The 26643-nt window shown below is 61.2% G+C and carries 26 protein-coding genes; 20 read left to right on the top strand and 6 right to left on the bottom strand.

Annotation, left to right across the window (positions count from 1 at the left end):
* Positions 1 to 2: 2 nt before the first annotated feature.
* The 18 genes from AC3ISR_RS00555 (at position 3) to AC3ISR_RS00470 (ending at position 17938) form a co-directional block, all read left to right on the top strand.
* Positions 3 to 323: an NAD(P) transhydrogenase subunit alpha part 2 gene (locus tag AC3ISR_RS00555; RefSeq protein WP_003187417.1), complete on the top strand. Its 321-nt coding sequence runs from the start codon at positions 3 to 5 to the stop codon at positions 321 to 323.
* Positions 323 to 1759 (top strand): NAD(P)(+) transhydrogenase (Re/Si-specific) subunit beta, encoded by a 1437-nt coding sequence (locus AC3ISR_RS00550; protein ID WP_192298230.1) that lies wholly within the window; start codon positions 323 to 325, stop codon positions 1757 to 1759. Before AC3ISR_RS00555 ends, AC3ISR_RS00550 begins: the two co-directional genes overlap by 1 nt.
* A 179-nt stretch (positions 1760 to 1938) precedes the next feature.
* The gene (gene scpC, locus AC3ISR_RS00545) at positions 1939 to 3432 is read left to right on the top strand and encodes a succinyl-CoA:acetate CoA-transferase ScpC (RefSeq protein WP_192298229.1); all 1494 of its coding nucleotides are present in this window, start codon (positions 1939 to 1941) and stop codon (positions 3430 to 3432) included.
* Positions 3433 to 3750: 318 nt separating this feature from the next.
* Positions 3751 to 3966, top strand: a complete 216-nt coding sequence (locus AC3ISR_RS00540; RefSeq protein WP_003214752.1) for a DUF1127 domain-containing protein — start codon at positions 3751 to 3753, stop codon at positions 3964 to 3966.
* Positions 3967 to 4234: 268 nt separating this feature from the next.
* Positions 4235 to 4408 (top strand): DUF1127 domain-containing protein, encoded by a 174-nt coding sequence (locus AC3ISR_RS00535; protein WP_192298228.1) that lies wholly within the window; start codon positions 4235 to 4237, stop codon positions 4406 to 4408.
* Positions 4409 to 4544: 136 nt separating this feature from the next.
* Positions 4545 to 4865, top strand: a complete 321-nt coding sequence (locus AC3ISR_RS00530; RefSeq protein WP_192298227.1) for a DUF2388 domain-containing protein — start codon at positions 4545 to 4547, stop codon at positions 4863 to 4865.
* 80 nt (positions 4866 to 4945) lie between these two features.
* On the top strand, positions 4946 to 5251 hold the full coding sequence (locus AC3ISR_RS00525) for a DUF2388 domain-containing protein (RefSeq protein ID WP_192298226.1): 306 nt from the start codon (positions 4946 to 4948) through the stop codon (positions 5249 to 5251).
* Positions 5252 to 5277: 26 nt separating this feature from the next.
* Positions 5278 to 5598: a DUF2388 domain-containing protein gene (locus AC3ISR_RS00520; RefSeq protein WP_192298225.1), complete on the top strand. Its 321-nt coding sequence runs from the start codon at positions 5278 to 5280 to the stop codon at positions 5596 to 5598.
* Positions 5595 to 7556, top strand: a complete 1962-nt coding sequence (locus tag AC3ISR_RS00515; RefSeq protein ID WP_192298224.1) for a DUF7844 domain-containing protein — start codon at positions 5595 to 5597, stop codon at positions 7554 to 7556. The genes AC3ISR_RS00520 and AC3ISR_RS00515 overlap by 4 nt, the downstream gene beginning before the upstream one ends.
* A gap of 278 nt (positions 7557 to 7834) precedes the next feature.
* Positions 7835 to 9142 (top strand): CitMHS family transporter, encoded by a 1308-nt coding sequence (locus tag AC3ISR_RS00510; RefSeq protein WP_192298223.1) that lies wholly within the window; start codon positions 7835 to 7837, stop codon positions 9140 to 9142.
* A gap of 64 nt (positions 9143 to 9206) precedes the next feature.
* Entirely contained in the window at positions 9207 to 9974 is a 768-nt protein-coding gene (locus AC3ISR_RS00505; protein WP_192298222.1) for a TerC family protein, read from the top strand.
* Between the two features lie 211 nt (positions 9975 to 10185).
* Positions 10186 to 11844: a Na/Pi cotransporter family protein gene (locus AC3ISR_RS00500; protein ID WP_192298221.1), complete on the top strand. Its 1659-nt coding sequence runs from the start codon at positions 10186 to 10188 to the stop codon at positions 11842 to 11844.
* A gap of 57 nt (positions 11845 to 11901) precedes the next feature.
* Positions 11902 to 13284 carry a M16 family metallopeptidase gene (locus AC3ISR_RS00495; protein ID WP_463984049.1) on the top strand — a complete coding sequence of 461 codons (1383 nt, stop codon included), beginning with the start codon at positions 11902 to 11904 and terminating at the stop codon, positions 13282 to 13284.
* 71 nt (positions 13285 to 13355) lie between these two features.
* Entirely contained in the window at positions 13356 to 14387 is a 1032-nt protein-coding gene (locus tag AC3ISR_RS00490) for a DUF5924 family protein (protein WP_192298219.1), read from the top strand.
* A 54-nt stretch (positions 14388 to 14441) separates the two neighbouring features.
* Positions 14442 to 15590, top strand: coding sequence for an ABC transporter permease (locus AC3ISR_RS00485; RefSeq protein ID WP_192298218.1), 1149 nt, complete (start codon positions 14442 to 14444; stop codon positions 15588 to 15590).
* A complete protein-coding gene (locus AC3ISR_RS00480; RefSeq protein WP_463984048.1) occupies positions 15587 to 16390 on the top strand; it encodes an ABC transporter ATP-binding protein in 804 nt (267 codons plus the stop codon). Before AC3ISR_RS00485 ends, AC3ISR_RS00480 begins: the two co-directional genes overlap by 4 nt.
* A gap of 1 nt (position 16391) precedes the next feature.
* Positions 16392 to 17330 carry an MlaD family protein gene (locus tag AC3ISR_RS00475; protein ID WP_192298217.1) on the top strand — a complete coding sequence of 313 codons (939 nt, stop codon included), beginning with the start codon at positions 16392 to 16394 and terminating at the stop codon, positions 17328 to 17330.
* Positions 17327 to 17938, top strand: coding sequence for an ABC-type transport auxiliary lipoprotein family protein (locus tag AC3ISR_RS00470; RefSeq protein WP_192298216.1), 612 nt, complete (start codon positions 17327 to 17329; stop codon positions 17936 to 17938). Before AC3ISR_RS00475 ends, AC3ISR_RS00470 begins: the two co-directional genes overlap by 4 nt.
* 93 nt (positions 17939 to 18031) lie before the next feature.
* Here AC3ISR_RS00470 and AC3ISR_RS00465 read toward each other — a convergent pair whose 3' ends face one another.
* From AC3ISR_RS00465 to AC3ISR_RS00445, 5 genes are all read right to left on the bottom strand, one after another.
* Entirely contained in the window at positions 18032 to 19261 is a 1230-nt protein-coding gene (locus AC3ISR_RS00465) for a nucleoside recognition domain-containing protein (protein WP_192298215.1), read from the bottom strand.
* A gap of 97 nt (positions 19262 to 19358) precedes the next feature.
* Positions 19359 to 20690 (bottom strand): glutamate/aspartate:proton symporter GltP, encoded by a 1332-nt coding sequence (gltP, locus tag AC3ISR_RS00460; RefSeq protein WP_192298214.1) that lies wholly within the window; start codon positions 20688 to 20690, stop codon positions 19359 to 19361.
* A gap of 574 nt (positions 20691 to 21264) precedes the next feature.
* Positions 21265 to 21732: an inhibitor of vertebrate lysozyme family protein gene (locus tag AC3ISR_RS00455; RefSeq protein ID WP_192298213.1), complete on the bottom strand. Its 468-nt coding sequence runs from the start codon at positions 21730 to 21732 to the stop codon at positions 21265 to 21267.
* A 2-nt stretch (positions 21733 to 21734) separates the two neighbouring features.
* Positions 21735 to 21899, bottom strand: coding sequence for a DUF1328 domain-containing protein (locus AC3ISR_RS00450; RefSeq protein WP_003170804.1), 165 nt, complete (start codon positions 21897 to 21899; stop codon positions 21735 to 21737).
* A gap of 71 nt (positions 21900 to 21970) precedes the next feature.
* Positions 21971 to 22255, bottom strand: a complete 285-nt coding sequence (locus AC3ISR_RS00445) for a hypothetical protein (RefSeq protein WP_192298212.1) — start codon at positions 22253 to 22255, stop codon at positions 21971 to 21973.
* A 377-nt stretch (positions 22256 to 22632) separates the two neighbouring features.
* Here AC3ISR_RS00445 and algB point away from each other — a divergent pair, with 377 nt between their 5' ends.
* Together algB and AC3ISR_RS00435 are read left to right on the top strand one after the other, a co-directional pair.
* A complete protein-coding gene (gene algB / locus AC3ISR_RS00440; protein ID WP_192298211.1) occupies positions 22633 to 23979 on the top strand; it encodes a sigma-54-dependent response regulator transcription factor AlgB in 1347 nt (448 codons plus the stop codon).
* A gap of 10 nt (positions 23980 to 23989) precedes the next feature.
* The gene (locus AC3ISR_RS00435; protein ID WP_489324546.1) at positions 23990 to 25777 is read left to right on the top strand and encodes an ATP-binding protein; all 1788 of its coding nucleotides are present in this window, start codon (positions 23990 to 23992) and stop codon (positions 25775 to 25777) included.
* A gap of 80 nt (positions 25778 to 25857) precedes the next feature.
* Here the strand turns inward: AC3ISR_RS00435 and AC3ISR_RS00430 are convergent, their stop codons facing one another.
* On the bottom strand, positions 25858 to 26634 hold the full coding sequence (locus AC3ISR_RS00430) for an N-acetylmuramoyl-L-alanine amidase (RefSeq protein ID WP_489324545.1): 777 nt from the start codon (positions 26632 to 26634) through the stop codon (positions 25858 to 25860).
* Positions 26635 to 26643: the final 9 nt, after the last annotated feature.

Below are 26643 nucleotides of genomic sequence, written 5' to 3'. Positions count from 1 at the left end.
CGATGGAAGAGCTTATCTCCCCCGGTATCTACAACCTGATCATCTTTGTGCTGGCGATTTATGTCGGTTACCACGTGGTCTGGAACGTCACCCCCGCGCTGCACACACCGTTGATGGCGGTGACCAACGCGATTTCCGCGATCGTGATCGTCGGCGCCATGCTGGCCGCCGCCCTCACCGTGACCCCGCTGGGCAAGACCATGGGCACCCTGGCCGTGGCCCTGGCAGCGGTCAACGTGTTCGGCGGCTTCCTGGTAACCCGCAGGATGCTTGAGATGTTCAAGAAGAAAGCCCCGAAAGTAAAAGAAGAGGCGCCTAAGTAATGAGCATGAATCTGGTAACGACGCTCTACTTGATCGCGTCGATCTGCTTCATCCAGGCCCTCAAAGGCCTGTCGCATCCGACCACGTCGCGTCGCGGCAACCTGTTCGGCATGCTCGGCATGGCGCTGGCGGTGCTTACTACCGTAGGCCTCATCTATAAGCTGGGCGCTGAACTCGCAACAGCCGGTATCGGTTACGTCATTGTTGGCCTGCTGATCGGCGGCACCGCCGGCTCGATCATGGCCAAGCGCGTAGAAATGACCAAGATGCCGGAGCTGGTGGCGTTCATGCACAGCATGATCGGCCTGGCAGCGGTATTCATCGCGATTGCTGCGGTGGTCGAGCCGCAGTCCCTGGGTATCGTCAAACACCTGGGCGACGCCATCCCTGCGGGCAACCGCCTGGAGCTGTTCCTCGGTGCAGCCATCGGTGCGATTACCTTCTCCGGTTCGGTGATCGCGTTCGGCAAGCTGTCGGGCAAGTACAAGTTCCGCCTGTTCCAGGGCGCACCTGTACAGTTCGGCGGTCAGCACAAGATCAACCTGGTGCTTGGCCTCGCCACCCTGGGCCTGGGCCTGGCGTTCATGTTCACCGGCAACCTCACTGCCTTTGCACTGATGCTGGCCCTGGCGTTCGTGCTGGGTGTGCTGATCATCATCCCGATTGGCGGCGCCGACATGCCGGTGGTGGTGTCGATGCTCAACAGCTACTCCGGCTGGGCAGCAGCAGGTATCGGCTTCTCGCTGAACAACTCGATGCTGATCATCGCCGGCTCCCTGGTGGGCTCCAGCGGTGCGATCCTGTCGTACATCATGTGCAAGGCGATGAACCGTTCCTTCTTTAATGTACTGCTCGGCGGTTTCGGCAATGCGCCGGATGCGGGTGCCGCAGCCGGCTCCAAAGAAGCACGCCCGGTCAAATCCGGCTCGGCCGACGATGCGACCTTCCTGCTGACCAACGCCGACACCGTGATCATCGTTCCAGGCTACGGCCTGGCAGTGGCACGGGCGCAACACGCGCTCAAGGAACTGACCGAGAAACTGACCCACCGCGGCGTGACCGTGAAGTATGCGATCCACCCGGTGGCGGGGCGCATGCCCGGCCATATGAACGTGCTGCTGGCCGAGGCCGAAGTGCCTTACGACCAGGTGTTCGAGATGGAGGACATCAACTCCGAGTTCGGCCAGGCCGACGTGGTGCTGGTGCTGGGCGCGAACGACGTGGTCAACCCGGCCGCCAAGAACGACCCGAACTCGCCGATTGCCGGCATGCCGATCCTGGAAGCGTTCAAGGCCAAGACCATCATCGTCAACAAGCGCTCGATGGCCAGCGGCTATGCCGGCCTGGATAACGAGCTGTTCTATCTGGACAAGACCATGATGGTCTTCGGTGATGCCAAGAAGGTCATCGAAGATATGGTCAAAGCCGTCGAGTAACACTGCTACAGCGCAATACTCAAAACCCCGGCCTCTTGTAGGCTGGGGTTTTTTATTACTGCATGAAACCCGACCAAAGGCTCTAAAACGCTGCCCGGCATTCGACCATGGTAGCGGGCCGAATTTTTTTGAAATCACTAAACTGCGCACCTTGCTTCCGTAGCCTGAGATAAGAATCCATGTACCGTGATCGCATCCGCTTGCCTTCGTTGTTAGACAAGGTCATGAGCGCGGCCGACGCCGCCGCACTGATCGAAGACGGCATGACCGTCGGCATGAGCGGCTTCACCCGCGCCGGTGAAGCCAAGGCCGTGCCCCACGCCCTGGCCGAACGCGCCAAGTCGTCGCCGCTGAAAATCACCCTGATGACCGGCGCCAGCCTGGGCAATGACCTGGACAAGCAACTGACCGAAGCCGGTGTGCTGTCCCGCCGCATGCCATTCCAGGTCGACAGTACGCTGCGCAAGGCGATCAACGCGGGGGAGGTGATGTTCATCGACCAGCACCTGTCGGAAACCGTTGAACAACTGCGCAACAACCAGCTCAAGCTGCCGGACATCGCGGTAATCGAAGCCGTCGCGATCACCGAGCAAGGCCACATCGTGCCGACCACCTCCGTGGGCAACTCCGCCAGCTTCGCGATTTTCGCCAAGCAGGTGATCGTCGAGATCAACCTGGCGCACAACCCCAACCTGGAAGGGCTGCACGACATCTATATCCCAACGTATCGGCCGACCCGCACGCCGATCCCGTTGGTGAAAGTCGACGACCGCATCGGCAGCACCGCAATCCCGATTCCGCCGGAGAAAATCGTCGGCATCGTGATCACCAATCAGGCCGACTCCGCCTCCACCGTAACGCCGCCTGACAGCGACACACAGGGCATCGCCAACCACCTGATCAACTTCCTCAAGCAGGAAGTGGACGCCGGGCGCATGACCAACAAACTCGGCCCGCTGCAGGCCGGGATCGGCAACATCGCCAACGCGGTGATGTGCGGCTTGATCGACTCGCCGTTCGAAGACCTGACCATGTATTCGGAAGTGTTGCAGGACTCCACGTTCGACCTGATCGACGCCGGCAAGCTGAGCTTCGCCTCGGGCAGCTCGATCACCTTGTCCGAGCGGCGCAATGCCGATGTGTTCGGCAACCTGGAACACTACAAGGACAAGCTGGTATTGCGCCCGCAGGAGATTTCCAACCACCCTGAAGTGGTGCGGCGCCTGGGCATCATCGGCATCAATACCGCACTGGAGTTCGACATCTACGGCAACGTCAACTCCACCCACGTCTGCGGCACGCGGATGATGAACGGCATTGGTGGCTCCGGCGATTTTGCGCGCAATGCGCACCTGGCGATCTTCGTCACCAAGTCGATTGCCAAGGGCGGTGCGATCTCCAGCGTGGTGCCGATGGTCAGCCATGTGGACCATACCGAACATGACGTCGACATCCTGGTGACCGAAGTGGGCCTGGCAGACTTGCGCGGCCTGGCGCCACGCGAGCGTGCGCGGGTGATCATCGACAACTGCGTGCACCCGGCGTACCGCGACGCGCTGAACACTTACTTCGATGCCGCCTGCGCCATCGGCGGGCATACCCCGCACATCCTGCGTGAAGCACTGAGCTGGCACATCAACCTGGAAGAAACCGGGCACATGCTCAAGGCGTGATTGATACAGATGCGGGCTGATGCAAACACAGTTTCATCAGCCCGACTCAATCACCCGCACTTCTGCAAAAAACTGTACTGCTGTACTGGTCATTTCCTACCGAAAAATCTCACATCCCTCGTTGAAAATGCCTATTTCGCACTGTTTCAGTGCAGACAGGTACAGTTGCCCCATTTCCGTACGGTACAGCACCCATAAACAGTTAACTGGCCCCTCACAATACAGGTGAACTGTATCTAGAGAGTCTTGCGCCGGAGGAGGATCATTGGCATCAGTTAAACCACTACCTAATCCCGCCACAAGCGGAAGGATGTCATCATGGAACGTACACTCAGTTCCGATCTGTTCTTCGAAGAAAAAGCTGTAAACACCCAGGCTTCCCTGCCTTTGCGCGTTCTCGCCAACCTGATGTTGTGGCAGCGCCGCATCTCCAGCCGCCACCAACTGGCTCGTCTGGATTCGCGTCTGCTGGCTGACGCCGGTATCAGCGAAGCTCAACGCTACGAAGAGCTGAGCAAGCCGTTCTGGCGCTGATTTAGCGCTCGCTGGCCCTGACCTGCCGGGTCCACTGCCAGCAACCTGATTTGTCAAAACAAAGCCCGCCCCGGGAGACCGGAGGCGGGCTTTGTTGTTTCTGGGATTGGGCTTTCTGGCGGCAAAAACAGTAGCCATACACACCAACAGGTACAGTTGAAAAAATCTAACAGTTAAGCAGTACAATTTGACATCGGTGTATCTGTATCGGTCAAGGCGACTCGCCCAACATGGTGTTCCAGGACCTCATGAAAGAAAGGCGCCCACCATGGATACCCAACCCCCCATCTACAAACGCTTGCTCTGCACCCTTGCCAAGTGGGCGCGCCAGGCCCACGAACGGCGCCAGTTGGCGCAACTCGATCCTCGTGAACTGTCGGATCTCGGCATCAGCCCCGCTGATCGAATGACCGAACTGTCCAAGCCGTTCTGGCGTGACTAGCCGGTCAAGATGCTTTCCGAACGGATAAGCGGCGGCTTAATATCCAACCACCGCGTGGCGAACTGTATAGAACAGGCGTCTGATCCCCAATGGCCGCCCTGCGCCACGTTATCCGTTCATCTAAAGGAGTCACCCCATGTCCCGTCTTCGCCTGCTGAGTGCTGCCGCCCTGTTGGCCGTAGCTGCCAACGCCAACGCGACCAGCCTGATCGTGACCACTGACTCGATCGTTGGCGCGCTCAAAGCCACCTCCGACGCCACTTCCGATGCCACCTCGTCCCTGCGTGACAACAAAGTCGTGCGCGCCGCCCGTGACGACGCCGCCAGTTTTGTCGCCAGCGAAGGCGCCATCCGTGGCGTGAAGCTGGAAAGCGCCCTGGCCCAGATCCGCCAACAAGCGCCGCAACTGAACACCGCGACTGACGCCCAACTGGCCCAAGCCATCCTGGCCATCTGACGACACGCCGCACGCCTCGGCGCTGGCTCTCGCCGGGGCATTACGCTAGCCTTGACGCTCGTTTTCAGTTGTCGAGTCCCATGGCTTTTTCATACCGCCTTTTAATTGTCCCTGTATTGTTTTCCTCCTGCTGGTCGCCCACGGCTTCGGCCTTTGACGTGACCACCCAGGGCACCGTCGCGAGCGCGTACGCCACCAGCAAGGTGACTTCCGCGCCCTTCGACCGCAAAATCGTGGCCGCCAGGGATGACGCTGCCGCGTTCATCGCCACTGACGGCCAATGGCGGGGAGCACGCCTGGAATCCGCACTGGATTACCTGCGCCGCACCCACCCAAAACTAAACGCCAGCGATCGTGAACTGGCGCAAGCAATTCTCGTCCAATAAACATCTTTGTATTTCGGAGTCACTCCATGCGTAGCCCGCTGATCGCCGCCACCCTAGGCCTACTGTTGTTGGCCGACGTTGCCCAGGCGCATACCTTGGTGGCCACCAGTAACATCATTGTGCGTGCCTCCGGTCGCACCATTGATTTCACCTCGGACACCACCACCTCCATCCGCGACTCCAAAATCGTGCGCGAAGCCCACGACGATGCAGCCAGTTTCGTCGCCAGCAACGGCGAGATTCGCGGCGCACAATTGGAAGCCGCCTTCGATACCCTGCGCACCCGCGTGCCAGAAGCCCGCGACGCCAGCGACCAGACCCTCGCCGAAGCTATCCTCGCGCTGTGAGGCGCCTCGCTGCCTGGCTCCTGGCCGGGACTGTGCTGCTCTGTGCCAGCGCAGCCCAGGCCAGCCTGCAACTGCGGCTCAAGACCGATGGCTTGAGCCCCGCGCAACAGCAGGCCAGCCAGGCATTGCTCGATGAAGCGCTGCGTTCACTGCCGCCGCGCTTCGTCGAACAGTTGGACCGGCAAATCGATGTCGGCTGGACCGACAAGATGCCCGAAAACGCCTACGGCCAGGCGTCGCTGGTGTCCGAACTGGACCTCAACAGCAACCTGCTCGACAGCCTGACCGACGGCAGCGCCGCCACCCAGAAGACCAATCGCCCCCACGGCACCGTGCGCCGGGAAATGCTCGCCACCGTGCTGCATGAACTGACCCACATCTATGACCGTGCACGCCTGTGGTCCAACGACGACCGCGCACTGATCAACCGCTGCAGCCGCCAGAACAAGCTCACCGGCCTGATCGGCCTGCCCGACCAATGCCGTGGCCAGAATGACCGCCGCTTCACCCTCAGCGACGACCCGCGCCTGCTGGACCTCGCCGGCTGGCCGCAATACGTCGGCCGTCGTGGCGAGCGCGAACAGCACAACCGCCAGGTCGCCCGCAGCCCGGACATCTACGAAACCACCAGCCCGCTGGAGTTCGTCGCGGTCAACATGGAGTACTTCCTGCTCGACCCGAGCTACGCCTGCCGTCGCCCCGCGCTGTTCCGTTATTACAAGGAGCACTTCGGCTGGGCGCCGCCGACACAGGACGCCTGCGCGAAGACCTACGCGTTTCTCAACGCCGGCAACGACTTCGCCAAGACCCCGCTGGGCCAGATCGACCCGGAACGCGTCTACGAGATCGACTACCTGCTCGCCGAAGCCAACCAGAACCTGGTCAGCCGCTGGGGCCACAGCATGTTGCGATTGGTGATCTGTGCGCCTGGCCGCCCGCGCGGTCCGGATTGTCGGCTGGATCTGGATCAGCATCTGGTTTTGTCCTACCGCGCTTTCGTCGGTGACGTACAGCTGTCGAGTTGGGACGGCCTGGTCGGCAAATACCCGTCGCGGCTGTTCGTGCTGCCCCTGGCCCAGGTGATCGACGAGTACACCAAGACCGAACTGCGTGGCCTGGCGTCGGTGCCACTGAAACTCACACGCCAGGAAATCAACGACACCGTCGAGCATGCCGCCGAAATGCACTGGAGCTACGACGGCAGCTACTTCTTCATCTCCAACAACTGTGCGGTCGAAAGCCTGAAACTGTTACGCAGTGGCAGCGCCAACCCCCAACTGACCGGCCTGGACAACATCACCCCCAACGGTTTGCTCGAGGTGTTGAGCGCCCGCGGCCTGGCCGACACCAGCGTGCTCGACGACAAACGCAACGCCTTGCGCCTGGGCTACCACTTCGACTCGTTCCGCGAGCGCTACCAGGCAATGTTCGACGTGCTGCGCAAACACCTGCCGATCAAGCAGACCCAGGTCGAAGACTGGCTATCCCTCAGCGCCGCCGAACGCCGCCCGTGGTTCGACAGCGCCGACCTGCGCACCAGCGCCGCGCTCTTGCTGCTGGAACAAGCGAGCTATCGCAAGCAACTGATGCTCGCCCAGGACGAAGTCAAACAACGCTACCTGGGTGCCCGCGAGCTGAAAAACGGCGGCATGGAAAAAGCCAACAACACCCTGCAACAGATCCTCGCCAACAGCGGCTTCCTCAGCCGCCCGGCGGAGCTGCTGGGCAGCACTGGCTACGGCCTGCCGCAACCGTCGGAAGCCAAGCGCCTGGAATCGGAAAGCGCCGAGCGCCAGAAACAGCTGCAATCCCTGACCGGCGACCTGGATAAAGAGGTGAGGGCACTGCTCGATCCGGCCCGGGCCGATGAGATTGCTGCGTGTGAGGCCAACCTCAAGCAGGTGGGTGAGCATCTAAGAGCCTTGCACAAAGCCGCTGGCGGCCTCGAACTCCCCTAAGAACTCCAGCCACATTTGGATCTGCATAAATCCCAAGATTGTGCCTCTTCCCTTCATCACCTGTTTTCCCGGCGAAAGCTGGCTGAAAGCTTTCCCGTCTAGGATCGCCCCCACTGCCGGCAACAGACCGGCTGTTAACAACAACAATGGTGATTCCCGATGTCCGCCCGTACCCGCCTGTTCGCCCCGACTCCACCCGTACGCCTCGTGCCTTTCGTTCTGCGCTGAGCCCCACCCGGTTCGCCATTCCCTAGCCGCGCTACGCCTGGAGTATTCCTATGCTGACTTTCCTTGGCTTTGCCATGGTCATCACGTTCATGTTCCTGATCATGACCAAGCGCCTGTCCGCGCTGATCGCCCTGATCATCGTGCCGATCCTGTTCGCCCTGTTCGGCGGTTTCGCACCCGAGATCGGCCCGATGATGCTTGCGGGCATCACCAAGCTGGCGCCGACCGGCGTGATGCTGATGTTCGCGATTCTCTACTTTGCCCTGATGATCGACTCCGGCCTGTTCGACCCGGCGGTGCGCAAGATCCTCAAAATGGTCAAGGGCGACCCACTCAAAGTCTCGGTCGGCACCGCCGTACTGGCCCTGGTCGTGTCCCTCGACGGTGACGGCGCCACCACCTACATGATCTGCGTGGCCGCCATGCTGCCGCTGTACCAGCGCATCGGCATGAGCCCGCGGATCATGGCCGGCCTGATCATCCTCGCCGGTGGCGTGATGAACATGACGCCTTGGGGCGGCCCGACCGCCCGTGCCGCCAGTGCACTGCATGTAGACCCGTCGGATATTTTCGTTCCCATGATCCCGGCGATGGCCGCCGGCGTGGTCGCGATCCTGGTGATTGCCTACATGTACGGCAAGCGCGAACGTGCCCGCCTGGGTGAACTGCACCTGCAAGGCGACGAAATCGACCACAGCGAGATCAGCGTGTCGCAATACCCGGACGCCCGCCGTCCGAAACTGATCTGGTTCAACGGCGCGCTGACCTTCGCCCTGATGTGCACCCTGATCGCGGGCCTGTTGCCGCTGCCGGTGCTGTTCATGGTGGCGTTCAGTATCGCGATGATCGTCAACTATCCGTGCCTGCAGCAGCAGAAAGACCGCGTCGCCGCTCATGCCGGTAGCGTTCTGGCAGTGGTCGGGCTGATCTTCGCAGCAGGCATCTTCACTGGCATCCTGTCGGGCACCGGCATGGTCGATGCCATGTCCAAGAGCTTGCTGGCAGTCATCCCTGACGCGCTGGGCCCTTACCTGGCGGTGATCACCGCGCTGGTGAGCATGCCGTTCACCTTCTTCATGTCCAACGATGCGTTCTACTACGGCGTACTGCCAGTGCTCGCCGAAGCCGCCAGCCACTACGGCATCACTGCCGTGGAAATGGCCCGCGCCTCGATCGTTGGCCAGCCGGTGCACTTGCTCAGCCCGTTGGTGCCATCGACTTACCTGCTGGTGGCCCTGGCCGGTATCGAGTTCGGCGATCACCAACGCTTCACCCTCAAGTGGGCAGTGCTGGTATGCCTGTGCATAATGTTCGCCGCATTGCTGATGGGGATTTTTCCGCTGTTCAGCACTCTATAATCGTTCAACCCAACTGCGCCGGCCCTAAGCCGGCGCGGTCTAACACACGCGCAAAGGAATACACATGGAATGGCTGACCAATCCGGAAATCTGGATTGCCTTCTTCACCCTGACGGCTCTCGAGATCGTCCTGGGCATCGATAACATCATCATGATTTCGATCCTGGTCAGCCGCATGCCCAAGCACATGCAGGCGCGCACCCGGATTTTCGGCCTGGCCCTGGCCATGGTCACCCGGATCCTGTTGCTGCTGTCGATCACCTGGGTCATGCGACTGACCGCCGATCTGTTTGTGGTCTTCGGCCAAGGCATTTCCGGTCGCGACCTGATCCTGTTCTTCGGTGGCCTGTTCCTGCTGTGGAAAAGCTCCCAGGAGATGTACCACGCGCTGGAAGGCGAAGACGAAACCCACGACGAGCCCAAGGGCGCCGGTGGCAAGTTCATCTACACCATCATCCAGATCGCCATCATCGACATCGTGTTCTCCCTGGACTCGGTGATCACTGCGGTCGGCATGGTCTCCCATGTACCGGTCATGGTCGCTGCGATCGTCGTTGCGGTACTGGTGATGATGCTGGCTGCCGGCACCATCAGCGACTTCATCGACAAGCATCCGTCGCTGAAAATGCTCGCACTGTCGTTCCTGCTGGTAGTGGGTACGGTACTGATCGCCGAAGCCTTCGATGTGCATGTGCCAAAAGGCTACGTCTACTTCGCCATGGCGTTCTCGCTGGCGGTGGAAGCGGTGAACATCAAGATGCGCACCGCCATCGCGAAAAAGAAGAAACAGCAGGACCCAGTGAAACTGCGCAAAGACATTCCGGGTCAATAAACCCGAGCCAGTCAAAAAAGGGGCTTTACGAGCCCCTTTTTTTTGTCTGCAAAAAGCTGATTTCATGACAGTTTTGTTTCAATCACCATTTCAGCTATGCGATGCTGGCGCGCACGCCATTCGCCAACTACAGCTTAACTACAAGACGTAGAGCGGCACGCGGCAACTTTCCTGCGCTTCTCTTGAAGCGAACCTACACGGGGGGCCGAGCATGCTGACCTTGCTCAATCTGCTTTCCGCCGTGACCCTGCTGATCTGGGGCACGCATATCGTCCGAACCGGCATCCTGCGGGTCTACGGTTCCAATCTGCGCCAAGTCATCGGGCAGAACATGTCCAAGCGCTGGCTGGCGTTTGTCGCCGGTATCCTGGTGACCGCCATGGTGCAGAGCAGCAACGCCACGGCAATGCTGGTGACCTCATTCGTCGGCCAAGGGTTGATGGGGCTGATGCCCGCCCTGGCCACCATGCTTGGCGCCGATGTCGGCACGGCGCTGATGGCGCGGGTGCTGACCTTTGACTTGTCCTGGCTCTCGCCGCTGCTGATTTTTCTCGGCGTGATTTTCTTCCTGTCGCGCAAACAGACGCGGGCAGGGCAGTTGGGTCGCGTTGGCATCGGCCTGGGCCTGATCGTGCTGGCGCTGCAATTGATCGTCGAAGCCGCCGGTCCGATTACCCACGCCCAGGGCGTCAAAGTCATCTTCGCCTCGCTGACCGGCGACATCCTGCTGGATGCCTTGGTCGGCGCCTTGTTCGCGATGATTTCCTACTCCAGCCTGGCCGCCGTCCTACTCACCGCGACCCTGGCCGGCGCCGGCGTGATCAGCCTGCACGTGGCCATCGGCCTGGTGATCGGCGCCAACATCGGCAGCGGCGTACTGGCCTTCCTCGGTACCAGCATGCAAAACGCCGCCGGGCGCCAGGTGGCGCTGGGCAGCCTGCTGTACAAATTGATCGGCCTGCTGCTGATCATCCCGGTACTCGACCCTCTCGTACGCTGGATGGATGGCCTGGACTACGGCGTCCAAGGCATGGTCATCACCTTCCACCTGCTCTACAACGTCAGCCGCTGCCTGATCCTGCTGCCAACCATCGGCCCGATGGCACGCCTGTGCGCCTGGTTGCTGCCCGAACGGGAAGAGCTCAACGGCAAGGCCAAGCCGCGCCACCTCGACCTTGCCGCCCTGGCCACGCCAAGCCTGGCCCTGGCCAACGCCGCCCGCGAGACCCTGCGCCTGGGCGACCTGATCGACAACATGCTGACCTCAATGCAGGAAGTACTGCGCGGCAAACAAACCGCCATCACCCAGGAGATGCGCAGCCTCAGCGATGACGTCGAAGCGCTGTACAGCGCGATCAAACTCTACCTGGCGCAAATGCCCCGCGAAGACCTCAGCGAGCAGGACAGCCGGCGCTGGGCCGAGATCATCGAGTTGTCGATCAACCTCAAGCTGGCGGGCGACCTGATCGAACGCATGCTGCGCAAAGTCCAGCAGCAGAAGACCTCCCAGCGTCGCCAGTTCTCCGAAGTCGGCCTGGAAGAACTGTCCGACCTGCACAGCCAACTGATCGCCAACCTGCGCCTGGGCCTGTCGGTGTTCCTCAGTGCCGATCCGGAAAGTGCTCGCCAATTGCTGCGCGAGAAACGCCGCTTTCGCGCCCAGGAACGGCGCCTGGCCCACGCCCATGTCAGCCGTTTGCAGCGCAAGATCGTACAGAGCCTGGAGACCAGTTCCCTGCACCTGGAGCTGATTGCCGACATGAAACGCCTCAACTCGTTGTTTTGCAGCAGCGCCTATGTCGTGTTGGAAACGTCCGAGACCGGCGCGCTCTCTGCCGAAGATATTGCCGACATCACACATTCGCCCTGAACGTACGATGGCCCGCGAAGTCAGTTAAAACTGACCTCACTCGCCAGGAAGCTTGTTATGCGTCGCCTGTTATTTATCTGCCTGCTCATGGGCTCTGCCCACGCCTACGCCTTTGACCGCCTGCAAGTGGAGGGCTACACCTTGCCCAACGGCCTGCAGTTGCTGCTCAAGCCGGGCACCGAGCGTGGGCATGTGGCGATCCGCCTGGTGGTCGGTGTAGGCCTGGATGACTTCCCCTGCGAGGAAAAGGAACTGCCGCACCTGCTCGAACACTTGCTGTTCAGCGGCATCGACGGCGGCGGCGAAGGCGACCTGGAAGACCGCATGCAAGCCCTCGGCGGCGAGTGGAACGCCTACACCAGCAACGCCGATACCACCTTCGTGATCGAAGCCCCGGCGCAAAACCAGCGCAAGGTCCTCGACCTGCTGCTGGCGATCATCACCCGCACCGAACTGACCGAGGCCAATATCAATGCGGCCAAGCAAGTGGTGGAGCGCGAAGACGGCGGCCATTACTCGCACCTGCAACGTCTGCTCGACCGCCAGGACCTCGGCCATACCGCCAGCAACCAACTGGCCGTCGAACTGGGGCTCAAATGCGCGGAACGCGCCGAAGTCGGCCAACTGACCCGCGATCAGTTGGAAACACTGCGTAAACACTGGTACGCACCCAACAACATGACCCTGATCATCGTCGGCGACCTCGACAAACTCCTACCCGCCTACCTGGAACGCACCTACGGCCAACTCGACCCGGTCGACCCCACCGAACACCCCGAGCTGCCGCAGATCCAGCACGCCGCCGCCAACCACCGCGAACTGATCCACGGCTGGATCGGCAACAGCGCCAAGCTGCACTGGCTGTTCCCCGAGCCGGTACTGGACGAGCAGCACGACGAGACCTACGACCTGCTCAAGGACTATCTCGACTGGGCGCTGTACCGCCAACTGCGCCTCAAACACACCTTGTCCTACGGCCCCTGGAGCGAACGCGAAGTGCTCGGCGGCGTCGGTTTCCTCAGCCTGAATGCCGACCTGGAGCGGGAAAACCTCCCCCAAGCCGAACAGGTGCTGAAAAACCTGCAGGCACAACTGCTAAAGGATGGCCTCGACCCCGCCGTATTCGCCCGCGTACAACACGCCGCCATTGCCCGACAGGCCTGGGCCGTGCAGGGCAACAGCGCCCTGGCCGATTACTACTGGAGCGCGGCGGGCGACTATAACAACGGCCACTTCAGCGACCCGGTCAAACGCATCAAGGCCGTGAGCCTGGACCAGGCCAACGGCGCCATGCGCCAAGTGTTCAAACAGCCGGGCTATTGGCGCATCGAAAAACCGCTGCTGAGCTACAACATGCTGAACTGGATCGGCGCCGGGTTGCTCGGGCTGATTGCCGTTGTATTGATCAGCGTGCGGGCTTATCGCAAACGGATCGCGTAATCGGGCACCGGACCCAGGACTAAGACGTTATTCTGTCTGGGATTTTTCCTACAAAGACTGCGAACCGCCGAATGCAAAACCTGACCCGCTTGATCACCCGCATCCTCGAACTGATGAAGCGCTACCCAGGGGTGATTGCACTCGGCGGCTTTATCTCGGGTGTGTGCAGCTTCATTCTGGTGGATCGCCAGCAGGGCATGGCCAGTTGGATCGCGGTGATCATGCTGGTGAGTTGGTTGTGGCTGATGCTGGAGAACAGCTTTACCCAGCTGTTCACCAAGGTCTTCAAACGGGAAATCCCCGAGCCGCTGCTGCGCTACGCGACCCAGATGATCCACCAGGAAAGTCTGTTCTTCGTATTGCCATTCTTTTTCGTCACCACTGCCTGGAACAGCGGCCAATCGGTGTTCACCGGCCTGCTCGGCGCGGCAGCACTGGTGTCGATCGTCGACCCGCTGTACTACAAGTGGCTGGCACCCAAGCGCTCGTTGTTCCTCGCGCTGCACACCCTGACCCTGTTTGCCGCGCTGCTCACCGCGTTGCCGATCATCCTGCACCTGACCACCGCCGAAAGTTACAAGCTCGCCCTGGGCGTCGCCATGGCGTTGTCGATCCCAAGCCTGGCGGTGAGCCTGCCGCTGCGCAGCCTCAAGGGCTGGGTGATGCTGCTGGGGGTCACTGCCACGATTGGTTGCGCGGGCTGGTTCCTACGCAGTTGGGTACCGCCGGCCACCCTGTGGATGACAGAAGTGGCCATCAGCACCCAACTGCAAGACCGCACGCCCGGCGATGACCTCAAGCAAGTCAGCCTCGCCCAACTGCGCAGCGACGGGCTCTACGCCTACACCGCGATCAACGCCCCGCGTGGCCTGGACGAGCGGATCTACCACGTGTGGAAATTCAATGGCAAAGAGGTCGACCGCATCGCCCTGGACATCCACGGCGGCCGCAAGGAAGGCTATCGCGCCTGGACCCACAAGCAGAATTTCCCCGGCGATGCCGTCGGCCGCTGGCAGGTGCAAGTGCTGACCGAAGACGGCCAAGTGATCGGCGTACTGCGCTTCAAAGTCGTCGACGCAGCACAAACGGACAACCCAAAGTAGGTAGGTTCGTGCTATTACGTAGGAATTGTGGATAGCCAAACAAGCTCGGAGCTTATGACCAGTAGTACCACGGCCGGCGCAGCCCATCTCGATACGTCCTCCACTCCGCCGTTACTCAAAATTACGGGGGACTGGACGCTTGCCCACTACGCAAACCTGAAAAAGCTGTCGGACAAGCTCGACGGCCAATACGACGCCGGCGCACGCATCGACCTTAACGGCCTCGGCGCCCTGGACACCGCCGGTGCGTCGTTGCTGGTGGAACTGCTGGGCCCCACCCGTATCGAGCAATCCGCCGAACAGACCGATTGCAGCCTGTCTGCCGCCGACCGCGCACTGCTCAAGACCGTCTACCGCTCCCTCAATGACTTCTGCGTACCCGATAAAGCCCCGGAAGAAGCCACCGGCATCCAGGTGCTGGCACGCATCGGCCGGGCGGTGGACAAGGTCTGGATCGACAGCAAGCAATTGCTCGGCTTTATCGGCCTGATCCTGGAGACCTTGGCCCGCGGCATTTTCCGGCCCAAGCGCTGGCGCATCACGCCGATGGTCGCGCATATCGAACAGACCGGCCTGGATGCCGCGCCCATCGTCGCCTTGCTCACCTTCCTGGTCGGCGCCGTGGTGGCGTTCCTCGGTGCGACGGTGCTCAAGAGCTTTGGCGCGACGATATTCACCGTGGACCTGGTGGCGTTTTCTTTCCTACGGGAATTCGGCGTATTGCTGACTGCAATCCTGATCGCCGGCCGCACCGCCAGTGCCTTTACCGCACAAATCGGCTCGATGAAGGCCAACGAAGAAATCGACGCGATCCGCACCCTCGGCCTGGACCCCATGGAGTTGCTGGTGCTGCCACGCGTGCTGGCACTGCTGGTGTCGCTGCCGATGCTGACGTTTCTGGCGATGCTGTCAGGAATAGTCGGCGGCGGCGTGGTGTGTGCCGTGGCGCTGGATATTTCCCCGGCGATGTTTCTCTCGCTGCTCAAATCCGACATTGGCGTACAGCATTTCCTGGTGGGCATGGTGAAAGCGCCGATCTTCGCGTTCCTGATCGCCGCCATCGGCTGCCTGGAAGGCTTCAAGGTCAGCGGCAGTGCCGAGTCGGTCGGCGCCCACACCACCTCCAGCGTGGTGCAATCGATCTTTGTGGTGATTGTGCTGGATGCGGTCGCCGCGCTGTTCTTCATGGAGATGAGCTGGTGAGTCGCCTGCACCGAGCGCCCAGTGAGGCGGTGATTGAAGTGCGCGGGCTGTGCAATCGCTTTGGCAGCCAGAGCGTGCACGAGAACCTCGACCTGGATTTGTACAAGGGCGAGATCCTCGCGGTGGTCGGCGGTTCCGGCAGCGGCAAGTCGGTGCTGTTGCGCAGCATCGTCGGCTTGCGGCGGCCCAGTGCAGGCGAAGTGCGGGTGTTCGGCAAGAACCTGCCGAGCCTGGCGGAGCATGAACGTTCGTTGGTGGAACGGCGCTTCGGCGTGCTGTTCCAGAAGGGCGCGCTGTTTTCCTCGTTGACCGTCACCGAGAACGTCGCCCTGCCGTTGATCGAACACGCCGGCCTCAGCCGCCGTGACGCCGAGCACTTGGCAGCGGTCAAGCTCGCGCTGGCCGGGCTGCCCCTGTCAGCGGCCGACAAATACCCGGCGTCGCTGTCCGGCGGCATGATCAAGCGCGCCGCCCTGGCCCGTGCGTTGGCCCTGGACCCGGACATCCTGTTCCTTGACGAACCCACCGCCGGCCTCGACCCGATTGGCGCGGCACAATTCGACCAACTGATCCTGACCCTGCGCGATGCGCTGGGCCTGAGCGTGTTCCTGGTCACCCACGACCTGGACACGCTGTACACCATCACCGACCGCGTGGCGGTGTTGGCGCAAAAGAAAGTGCTGGTGGCGGATGCCATCGATGTCGTCTCGGAAACCGATGACGCCTGGATTCACGAATATTTCCACGGCCCCCGGGGCCGTGCGGCATTGGATGCCGCTCAACCGCTCAACGAGGTATGACATGGAAACCCGCGCCCATCATGTGATGATCGGTCTGTTCAGCGTGATCGTAGTGGTCGGCGCGATGCTGTTTGGCCTGTGGCTGGCCAAGTCCAGCATCGACAGCGCCTTCCAGGATTACGAAGTGGTGTTCAACGAGGCCGTCAGCGGCCTGTCCCAGGGCAGTTCGGTGCAGTACAGCGGGATCAAGGTCGGCGACGTGATCAGCCTGCGCCTGGACCCCAAGGACCCACGCCGCGTCCTCGCGCGCATCCGCCTGGCCGGGCAGACGCCGATCAAGGAAGACACCCAGGCCAAACTGGCACTGACCGGCATCACCGGCACCTCGATCATCCAGCTCAGCGGCGGCACGCCACAAAGCCCGGTGCTCAAGGGCAAGAACGGCAACCTGCCGGAGATCATCGCCTCGCCATCGCCGATCGCGCGCTTGCTCAACAACAGCAACGACCTGATGAGCAGCATCAACCTGCTGCTGCATAACGCCAATGCGCTGTTCTCCCGGGAGAACGTCGAGCGCCTGACCACTACCCTGGACAACTTGCAGCAAACCACCGGCGCCATCGCCGACCAGCGCGGCGACATCAAAGTGGTGATGCAGCAACTGATGCAGGTGAGCAAGCAAGCCAGCGGCGCCCTGGAACAAACCACGGTGTTGATGCGCAACGCCAACGGCCTGCTCAATGATCAAGGCAAGCAGGCGTTCAGCAGTGCCGAGCAGGCGATGAAATCCCTGGAAAAAAGCACCGCCACCATCAACACCTTGCTGACCGACAACAAGGACTCGGTGAACAGCGGCATGCAGGGCCTCAACGAACTGGCGCCGGCCGTGCGCGAACTGCGTGAAACCCTCGGCTCGCTGCGCGCCATCTCCCGCCGCCTGGAAGCCAACCCCAGCGGCTACCTGCTGGGCAGCGACAAGAACAAGGAGTTCACGCCATGAAGCGTGCTTATCAACTGATCGCCCCTGTAGCCCTGGCCCTGGTGAGCGCGTGCTCGATCCTGCCCAAGCCTGACCCATCGGACGTGTATCGCTTGGCGGCAGCCCCAGCGGCGACACAAGGCACGCCAGTGGCCTGGTCATTGCGCGTGACCAAGCCCCAGACCAGCGAATTTCTCGACAGCCCACGTATTGCCGTGGTGCCCAATGGCGACCTGATCAGCAGCTATGCCAATTCGCGCTGGAGCGACCCGTCGCCGGTGCTGCTGCGCAATCGTCTGCTGGACGGGTTCCAGCGCGATGGGCGGGTAACGTTGCTGAGTACCGACGAGACCAATCTGCAAGCCGACTACGAGCTGGGCGGGCAACTGCAGGCGTTCCAGAGTGAATACCGCGGCAATGCCGTGGAGGTGGTGATCCGCCTCGACGCACGATTGGTGCGCGGCAGTGATCAGCGGATTATTGCCAGCCGGCGGTTTGAAGTAAGGCAGCCGGTGAATGACACCAAAGTGCCGGCGGTGGTGGCCGGGTTTGGGCTGGCGGGGGATCAGTTGAACAAGCAGGTGGTGGAGTGGGTGGTGCAGCAGGGCAATACAGCGCCGAAACGCTGAGGGCCTCTTCGCGGGCAAGCCCGCTCCCACATTTTTGATTTGTGAATACAGTCAAATGTGGGAGCTGGCTTGCCCGCAATAGCGATCTCAGCCTCAGCCAAAGAACCAGTAGCACACCGCGATAGCCGCGACGACACCCGCAAACTCCGCCAGCAACGCACAGCCCACGGCATGCCGCGCCCGCTGAATCCCCACCGAGCCAAAGTACACCGCCAACACGTAGAAGGTGGTCTCGGTACTGCCCTGGATCGTCGCCGCGACCAGCGCCGGGAAACTGTCCACGCCCTGGGTCTGCATGGTCTCGATCAGCATCGCCCGTGCAGCACTGCCGGAGAACGGCTTGACCATCGCGGTCGGCAAGGCATCCACGAAGCGCGTGTCCATGCCGGTCCAGGCCACCAGGTGGCGAATCCCTTCCAGGCCGAACTCCAGCGCCCCCGAGGCGCGCAACACACCGACCGCACACAACATCGCCACCAGGTACGGCAGCAGGTTCTTGGCCACGTCGAAGCCTTCTTTGGCGCCTTCGACAAACGCTTCGTACACCTTGACCTTACGCAGCGCACCGATGATCAGGAACAGCATGATCAAGCCAAACAAGGTGAGGTTGCCAAGGATCGACGACAGGCTCGCCAGCGCAGTGGCGGACAGGGTGGCCAGCAACGCCATGAAGCCACCCAGCACCAACGCGCCGGGAATCAGGTAGGCCAGCACCACAGGGTCCCACAGGCGCAGGCGCTGCATGATCGCCACCGACAGCAGGCCGACCAGGGTCGAGGCGCTGGTGGCCAGCAGGATCGGCAGGAACACCAGCGTCGGATCAGCGGCGCCTTGCTGGGCGCGGTACATGAAGATGGTCACCGGCAACAGCGTCAGCGAGGACGCATTGAGCACCAGGAACAGGATCTGCGCGTTGCTTGCAGTGCTGGGAATGGGGTTGAGCTCTTGCAGCGCCTTCATGGCCTTGAGGCCGATGGGCGTGGCGGCGTTGTCCAGGCCCAGGCCGTTGGCGGCGAAGTTGAGGGTGATCAAGCCGATGGCGGGGTGGCCGGCGGGCACTTCCGGCATCAAGCGACGGAACAGCGGGCCAAGGGCCTTGGCCAGCCAATCGACGATCCCGGCTTTTTCCGCGATACGCAGGAAGCCCAGCCACAAGGTCAGGGTGCCGAACAGCAGCACCATGACTTCCACCGACAGTTTGGCCATGGCGAAAATGCTTTCGACCATCGCCGAAAAAATCCCGGCGTTGCCGCCCACCAGCCACTGCACCAGCGCTGACACCATTGCCACGACAAAGAAGCCAAGCCATAGGCCATTGAGCATCAGTTAAATCCCCCAGAAGATGGGCCGAATGATAACGGGGCTGGCAGAAACGACAAACCCCGGATTTCCCGGGGTTTGTCTTGAAGCGCTTGCGCTATCAGCTGCGGGTCGCTTGTGCGGCCGGAGCGGCTTCCTTGCTGCGCCAGTGCGGCAGGGAATTCCAGTAGCGTTCGCCCTTGGCGTCGTCGTACATGCCTTCCCAACGGGCGATGACCAACACGGCCAAGGCGTTGCCGATCACGTTCAGGGCGGTACGTGCCATGTCCATGATGCGGTCGACACCGGCGATGAATGCCAGGCCTTCCAGCGGAATGCCGACGCTGCCCAGGGTGGCCAGCAGCACCACGAAGGACACGCCCGGTACACCGGCGATGCCTTTGGAGGTGACCATCAGGGTCAGTACCAGCATCAGTTGCTGGCCGACCGACAGGTCGATGCCATACAGCTGGGCGATAAAGATCGCCGCGATGCTCTGGTACAGGGTCGAACCGTCGAGGTTGAAGGAGTAGCCGGTCGGCACCACGAAGCTGCAGATCGCTTTTGGCGCGCCGTAGGCTTCCATCTTCTCGATCACACGCGGCAGCACGGTCTCGGAGCTGGCGGTGGAGTAGGCCAGCACCAGCTCATCCTTGAAGATGCGCATCAGCTTGATCACCGAGAAGCCGAACAGGCGGGCGATCAGGCCGAGGATTACAAAGGCGAAGAACAGGATGGCGACGTAAACCAGGATCACCAGCTTGGCCAGCGGCAGCAGCGAGGCGAAGCCGAAGTTGGCGACAGTCACCGCGATCAGTGCGAATACGCCGATAGGCGCGTACTTCATGATCATGTGGGTGACTTTGAACATGCTCTCGGACACGCCCTGGAACATGGTCACCAGCGGCTCGCGCAGTTCAGGCTTGAGGCTCGACAGGCCCAGGCCGAACAGCACCGAGAAGAAAATGATCGGCAGCATTTCGCCACGGGCGACGGCGGCGAAGATGTTCGACGGGATCAGGTTGAGGATGGTCTGGATGAACGCATGCTCGTGCTGCACTTCGGCAGCCGTGGCCTGGTATTTGGAAATATCGACCGTACCCAGGGTACTCATGTCGATGCCGGCACCCGGATGGAACACGTTGGCCAGCAGCAGCCCGACCACGATGGCGATGGTCGTGACAATTTCGAAGTAAAGGATGGTTTTGACGCCGATACGCCCGAGTTTCTTCGCGTCACCGACACCGGCAATGCCGACGATCAGCGAGGAAATCACAATCGGGATCACGATCATCTTGATCAGGCGAATAAAGATATCGCCCGCTGGCTGCAACACATTGCTGATCCACCAGGCCTTTTCAGCACTGAAATGGTTGAGCACTGCACCGATCGCGATCCCCAATACCAAACCGATGAGGATCTGCCAGGCGAGGCTTAGCTTTGCCTTCTTCATGTCATTACCCTTACTTCAAGTGAACTCAAGGCAAATGCGCCAGCCGCAACGCTCGAAAGCGAAAAAGTGTGAGCATCTGCCTCCATGAAAGGTCACCGCAGCGTGGCCGAAATGGCTTACTGGCAGGCGAAAAAAGGCGCAACTATTCCGATGCAAGGGAGCGGCGTCTAATGCCGTAAACGCCTACCCTATGCCGAATCGGCATGGCTTTTTTTCATAATAACTGTCCGAACGGTCAGTTCAAATGCGACAAATTGCCCGTTGAATATGCCGTGAACCTGCCAAACTCGGCTCGCTCAGAGATTCAGGACAACTTGGAAGGGATGGCAGAAATACCTGGGATTACGCGGGGGCCATGTCAGAAATGGCCTATGGCACCGAACAAATTTTATCGATAGATGGTCACGCCGACACACCAAGTAATGGTTGGAGCCGGGCGAAAAGGAAATTTGCGACTACGAGCGGCATGAGAGGCAGGGGATGAATGTCACAAGCCGGTCGCAAGTTCAGCAAGCGGGGAGCTTGTGAACCTGCGTCGACGCTTTGCAACCTGACTCGGCTCGCCAGACAGGGTCTAGTACCAATTCGGATCTTTCTTCAACTGCTCCATCAACAGCTTCTGCATGCCTTCATCCGGCTTACCGATAAAACGGTAGTCAGCGTGCCGCGTTGGCGACTTGTCCGCCGGCAAACCGGCCGGGACTTCCACCAACAGGGCGTAGGCATCTTCCTTGTCGAGGCTGAAGGCAACGATCAGACGCTTCTTCAGGCAAGTGTCGGCCGTTTCGCAGAGCGGCCCGACCAGGTATTTGTCCCCATCTTCCTGCACGGCATTCATTTGCTCGGCCGTGCCCGACAGGTTCAGTACCCACTCCGGCAGACGCTCTTCTTTCTTCACCACGCCTTGCCAGGTTTCGCGGTATTGCGGGTCCGCCGCGAGCAATTCGTTGGCGCGGGATTGGCCGTCATTGGCGGCCATCACCAAGCCGCTACCGCCCAAGAGCAGGGCGGCAGCCAGGGTTTTAAAGGACAAAGTGGTCATTTTCAGCCTCGGCCGCGACGACCAAAGAAGAACGAAGCGATGAACATCACCAGGAAGACAACAAACAGGATCTTGGCGATCCCCGTGGCGGTGCCCGCGATACCACCGAAGCCCAGGACTGCAGCCACAATGGCGATGATCAGAAACGTGATTGCCCAACTCAACATGGTGATTCTCCTTACGCTTTTATAGAGGTCGTGCGGTACGGACGCTCAAGATGAGCGAGCGTATGTATTGCCTAAAACACCCAACGCTCTTGAGTAGGCAGCTCGCCAGGGGTCGAATCCTGGTCAGCCACTCTCAATTGGGGTGCGGTTACACCGGCGGAAACGCTGCTGATGGAACTGAAATGGGTCTGCGTCATGAGCGGACGCTCGAAGTGCGGGACTTGTTGCTGACTCTGCTGCCAATGCTGCATCTGCTGGCCGCCAATCAGCGTGACCATCAGGGCCAGGCTGGCAAACAGACCTTGCTGCAAGCGCAGTGGCGATACATGCAATTGGCTGAGGCTTTGGCGAGTCATGCTGATGTTCTCCCGCATTCTGATTATTCGTTGGGAGAGGTATTGCAGGGCCCATGCCAGTTTTTTTACAAAATAAAACTCAATAAAATCAATTAGTTATATATACGCCAAGGCTGGTTGGCACAGCATCCTGCACGATGCCCCCAAGGGAGCCGTGCGAATTGCACGATCACCAGCGGTCGGATCAATGGATAGAAAGCTGTCGGTGAGTTGCCGAAGTGGCAAGACGGCATGAAAACGCCATCAGGCAGGGCTTTGTAGGAAGCAGCGCAGATACCTGCACGGCACCTCCTTTTATCGATCAGAATAAACCATGCAACTTGCCCGATTATTCCGGGACTAATCACCATCATTCATAGTTAAGGAGCGCGGGACAGATGGAATCAGCCAAGGAACTTCAAGGCCGCATTCTTTTAGTGGATGACGAATCCGCGATCCTCCGCACCTTCCGTTATTGCCTGGAAGATGAAGGCTACACCGTCGCCACTGCCAACAGCGCCGCCCAGGCCGATACCCTGATGCAACGCCAGGTGTTCGATCTGTGCTTCCTCGACCTGCGCCTGGGTGAAGACAACGGCCTCGATGTGCTGGCCCAAATGCGCATCCAGGCGCCATGGATGCGCGTGGTGATCGTCACCGCGCATTCCGCCGTGGATACCGCCGTGGATGCGATCCAGGCAGGCGCGGCGGACTATCTGGTCAAACCGTGCAGCCCGGACCAATTGCGCCTGGCCACGGCCAAACAACTGGAAGTGCGCCAATTGTCCGCGCGCCTGGAAGCGCTGGAAGGCGCAGTGCGCCAGCCCAAAGACGGCCTCGATTCCCATAGCCCGGCCATGATGGTCGTGCTGGAAACCGCGCGCCAAGTCGCCGGGACCGACGCCAATATCCTGATCCTCGGCGAGTCCGGCACGGGTAAAGGTGAATTGGCCCGGGCCATCCACGGCTGGAGCAAACGCGCGAAGAAATCCTGCGTGACCATCAACTGCCCGTCGCTGACGGCGGAGCTGATGGAGAGCGAATTGTTCGGCCACAGCCGCGGCGCGTTCACTGGCGCGAGTGAAAGCACATTGGGGCGGGTCAACCAGGCCGACGGCGGCACGCTGTTTCTCGACGAGATCGGCGATTTTCCGCTCACGTTGCAACCAAAATTGTTGCGATTCATCCAGGACAAGGAATACGAGCGCGTCGGCGACCCGGTCACCCGCCGCGCCGATGTGCGCATCCTCGCCGCCACCAACCTGAACCTGGAAGACATGGTGCGCGACGGCCGCTTCCGTGAGGACCTGCTGTACCGCCTCAACGTCATCACCTTGCACCTGCCGCCATTGCGCGAACGCAGCGAAGACATCCTGACCCTGGCCGACCGCTTCCTGGCGCGCTTCGTCAAGGAGTACGCGCGTCCGGCACGCGGCTTCAGCGACGAAGCACGCGAGGCGCTGCTCAACTATCGCTGGCCGGGCAACATCCGCGAGCTGCGCAACGTGGTAGAGCGCGCGAGCATCATCTGCCCACAGGAGAAGGTCGAGATCAGCCACCTCGGCATGGCTGAGCAACCGACCAACAATGCCCCGCGCATCGGCGCGGCGCTGAGCCTGGATGAGCTGGAGAAGGCCCACATCGGCGCGGTACTGGCCACCAGCGACACCCTGGACCAAGCGGCCCGCACCCTCGGCATCGACGCATCGACCCTGTACCGCAAACGCAAACAGTACAACCTGTGAGCTGCACCTTATGAAGTTAGCGATGAAGCTGCGTACTCGTTTGTTCCTGAGTATCTCAGCGCTGATCACCGTCGCCCTGCTGGGCTTGATCCTCGGCCTGGTCAGCGTCATGCAAATGGCCAAGACCCAGGAGTCGCTGATCCGCAGCAACTTCATCACCCTGGACCTGGGCCTCAAGCTGCGCCAGAGCCTTGGCGACCAACTGATCATGATGCTGGAGCAGCGTCCCGACCCCGTGGCCCTGCAAGCGTCGAAGCAGCACTACTTCGAGCTGCTGGACCAAGGCATCGCCCACGAACAGCGCAACGGACAAGGCACGGGCTTCGTCCAGGCCCGGAGCGATTACCAGAACCTGCTGGACGCGTTTGACCAGTTCCAGCAAGCCTCGCCACCGCCGGGCAGCAAGGAAAAACTCACCGAAACCTTCAATGTGCTGCGCAACGGCCTGATCGTCGAACACAAGCAGGCCCTTGAAAACATCAGCACCAGCGAACACAAATCCCGCGAGCGCGCCTTGCTCATCGCCGGCCTGCTGGGGCTGGTGGGGCTGGCGGTGCTGATCATCGGTTTTGTCACCGCCCACGGTATCGCCCGGCGATTTGGCGGACCGATTGAAGCGCTGGCCAAGGCGGCGGACAAGATCGGCCAGGGTGATTTCGAGGTGACACTGCCGATTTCCTCAGCAGCCGAGATGAACCAGCTGACACGGCGTTTCGGCATCATGGCCGAGGCGTTGCGCCAGCACCAGGCAACCAATGTCGACGAACTGCTCGCCGGCCAGCAGCGTCTGCAGGCGGTACTCGACAGCATTGACGACGGCCTGCTGATGATCGACCGCCAAGGCCGTCTGGAGCACCTCAACCCGGTGGCACAGCGCCAACTGGGTTGGGATGAGGAACGCCTCGGCCAGGGGCTGGGTGAAGCCTTGATGCGCCCCGAGCTGGATGAACAACTGCAATTGGTGCTGCGCGGCGGCAACCTGGAGCGCGCACCGGATGACCTGGAAGTGGAAGTCGAGGGTGAACTGCGCCTGCTGACCTATAGCCTCACGCCGGTGAGCCATACCCAAGGGCACATCCTTGGCGCGGTCATGGTGCTGCATGACGTCACCGAACAGCGCGCCTTCGAACGCGTGCGCAGCGAGTTTGTGTTGCGTGCCTCACACGAACTGCGCACTCCGGTGACCGGCATGCACATGGCTTTCGGGCTATTTCGCGAGCGCGCGAAATTTCCAGCGGAGTCCCGCGAAGCGGACCTGCTGGATACGGTCAACGAAGAAATGCAGCGCCTGATGCAGTTGATCAACGACCTGCTCAACTTCTCGCGCTACCAGAACGGCCTGCAAAAACTCACCCTGGGGCCGTGCGACGTGACCGATCTGCTGGAACACGCCCGTGGACGGTTCATCGAACCGGCCAATGCTCAAAACATCGAACTGCTGGTAGAAGCCCAACCCAACCTGCCCCGCCTGTACGCCGACCAGCCGCAACTGGAGCGCGTACTCGACAACCTACTGGCCAACGCCCTGCGCCATACCGCCGAAGGTGGGCAGATTCGCCTGCAGGCGCGACGCCATGGGGAGCGGGTGATTATCAGCGTCGAGGATAACGGCGAGGGGATCGCCTATGGCCAGCAAGGGCGCATTTTCGAGCCGTTCGTACAGGTCGGCCGCAAGAAAGGCGGTGCCGGCCTGGGGCTGGCGCTGTGCAAGGAGATCGTGCAACTGCACGGTGGCCGCATGGGCGTGTATTCGCGGCCGGGGCAGGGGACGCAGTTCTACATGGCGCTGCCGCTGTAGCCTGTGGCGAGAGGGTTGGCCACAGCAAGCTCCCTCGCCACAAAAAGCTGCGTTGCCGCAGCAAACCCGCTCGCCACGGATTAGCGGCGGTTCAGCGCCCGCAGGATCGCGGCACTCTCGGCATCGGGAGTGCCATCAAACAATGCCGGACGGAAGTGCATCTGGAACGCTGCGATCACATGGCGCGTGGCCACGTCCAGCTCGCCGGTCTGCGGTGTCTGGTAGCCCAGACGTGCCAGCTCCTGCTGGAACCAGATGATGCTTGGCAGCTCAGCGGCATATTGCACCTGGAACCGCGCTACCGCCTGGGCGTCCGGCCATACCCCCAGGCCTTGCTCGGCCAGGCGCTTCCACGGGAACAGCGGGCCCGGGTCCAGTTTGCGCAGCGGGGCAATGTCGCTGTGACCGATGATGTTCTTCGGGTCGATGCCGTTGCGCTTGCTGATGTCCTTGAGCAACACCACCAGCGACTGCACCTGCGCTTCGGAATACGGATACCACACGCGCCCCGTCGGCGTGTCGCGATAGCCTGGGTTGACGATTTCGATGCCGATGGAGCTGGAGTTGAGCCAGGTGCGCCCCATCCACTCGCTTTCCCCGGCGTGCCAGGCGCGCTGGCTCTCATCCACCAGCTTGTAGATCCTGCCTGAGGCGTCATCGCCGATCAGATAATGGCTGCTGACCTGGCCGTGGGTCAGCAGCGCCAGGGAGCGCTCAAGGTCGGTGGAGGTGTAGTGGACGATCACGAACTGCACGCGATTGTCGTGGTTCGACGAGGGATGGCTGGTGTCCAGGCGCGGGCCACTGGCGCAGCCGGCGATGAGGAGAAACACAAAGGCGATGGATAAGAATTTCATGGCAGAAGG

It is taken from the genome of Pseudomonas sp. GL_117, from assembly GCF_057835125.1.
The sequence above is the reverse complement of the archived record's forward strand: the minus strand, read 5'-3'. Positions and strand labels throughout refer to the sequence as shown.

What these genes read in the sequence shown, in the direction of transcription:
- AC3ISR_RS00555 (WP_003187417.1), top strand. Translation starts at nt 3, where the DNA reads ATGGAAGAGCTTATCTCCCCCGGTATCTACAACCTGATCATCTTTGTG.
- AC3ISR_RS00550 (WP_192298230.1), top strand. Translation starts at nt 323, where the DNA reads ATGAGCATGAATCTGGTAACGACGCTCTACTTGATCGCGTCGATCTGC.
- scpC (WP_192298229.1), top strand. Translation starts at nt 1,939, where the DNA reads ATGTACCGTGATCGCATCCGCTTGCCTTCGTTGTTAGACAAGGTCATG.
- AC3ISR_RS00540 (WP_003214752.1), top strand. Translation starts at nt 3,751, where the DNA reads ATGGAACGTACACTCAGTTCCGATCTGTTCTTCGAAGAAAAAGCTGTA.
- AC3ISR_RS00535 (WP_192298228.1), top strand. Translation starts at nt 4,235, where the DNA reads ATGGATACCCAACCCCCCATCTACAAACGCTTGCTCTGCACCCTTGCC.
- AC3ISR_RS00530 (WP_192298227.1), top strand. Translation starts at nt 4,545, where the DNA reads ATGTCCCGTCTTCGCCTGCTGAGTGCTGCCGCCCTGTTGGCCGTAGCT.
- AC3ISR_RS00525 (WP_192298226.1), top strand. Translation starts at nt 4,946, where the DNA reads ATGGCTTTTTCATACCGCCTTTTAATTGTCCCTGTATTGTTTTCCTCC.
- AC3ISR_RS00520 (WP_192298225.1), top strand. Translation starts at nt 5,278, where the DNA reads ATGCGTAGCCCGCTGATCGCCGCCACCCTAGGCCTACTGTTGTTGGCC.
- AC3ISR_RS00510 (WP_192298223.1), top strand. Translation starts at nt 7,835, where the DNA reads ATGCTGACTTTCCTTGGCTTTGCCATGGTCATCACGTTCATGTTCCTG.
- AC3ISR_RS00505 (WP_192298222.1), top strand. Translation starts at nt 9,207, where the DNA reads ATGGAATGGCTGACCAATCCGGAAATCTGGATTGCCTTCTTCACCCTG.
- AC3ISR_RS00500 (WP_192298221.1), top strand. Translation starts at nt 10,186, where the DNA reads ATGCTGACCTTGCTCAATCTGCTTTCCGCCGTGACCCTGCTGATCTGG.
- AC3ISR_RS00495 (WP_463984049.1), top strand. Translation starts at nt 11,902, where the DNA reads ATGCGTCGCCTGTTATTTATCTGCCTGCTCATGGGCTCTGCCCACGCC.
- AC3ISR_RS00490 (WP_192298219.1), top strand. Translation starts at nt 13,356, where the DNA reads ATGCAAAACCTGACCCGCTTGATCACCCGCATCCTCGAACTGATGAAG.
- AC3ISR_RS00485 (WP_192298218.1), top strand. Translation starts at nt 14,442, where the DNA reads ATGACCAGTAGTACCACGGCCGGCGCAGCCCATCTCGATACGTCCTCC.
- AC3ISR_RS00475 (WP_192298217.1), top strand. Translation starts at nt 16,392, where the DNA reads ATGGAAACCCGCGCCCATCATGTGATGATCGGTCTGTTCAGCGTGATC.
- AC3ISR_RS00470 (WP_192298216.1), top strand. Translation starts at nt 17,327, where the DNA reads ATGAAGCGTGCTTATCAACTGATCGCCCCTGTAGCCCTGGCCCTGGTG.
- AC3ISR_RS00465 (WP_192298215.1), bottom strand. Translation starts at nt 19,261, where the DNA reads ATGCTCAATGGCCTATGGCTTGGCTTCTTTGTCGTGGCAATGGTGTCA.
- gltP (WP_192298214.1), bottom strand. Translation starts at nt 20,690, where the DNA reads ATGAAGAAGGCAAAGCTAAGCCTCGCCTGGCAGATCCTCATCGGTTTG.
- AC3ISR_RS00455 (WP_192298213.1), bottom strand. Translation starts at nt 21,732, where the DNA reads ATGACCACTTTGTCCTTTAAAACCCTGGCTGCCGCCCTGCTCTTGGGC.
- AC3ISR_RS00450 (WP_003170804.1), bottom strand. Translation starts at nt 21,899, where the DNA reads ATGTTGAGTTGGGCAATCACGTTTCTGATCATCGCCATTGTGGCTGCA.
- AC3ISR_RS00445 (WP_192298212.1), bottom strand. Translation starts at nt 22,255, where the DNA reads ATGACTCGCCAAAGCCTCAGCCAATTGCATGTATCGCCACTGCGCTTG.
- algB (WP_192298211.1), top strand. Translation starts at nt 22,633, where the DNA reads ATGGAATCAGCCAAGGAACTTCAAGGCCGCATTCTTTTAGTGGATGAC.
- AC3ISR_RS00435 (WP_489324546.1), top strand. Translation starts at nt 23,990, where the DNA reads ATGAAGTTAGCGATGAAGCTGCGTACTCGTTTGTTCCTGAGTATCTCA.
- AC3ISR_RS00430 (WP_489324545.1), bottom strand. Translation starts at nt 26,634, where the DNA reads ATGAAATTCTTATCCATCGCCTTTGTGTTTCTCCTCATCGCCGGCTGC.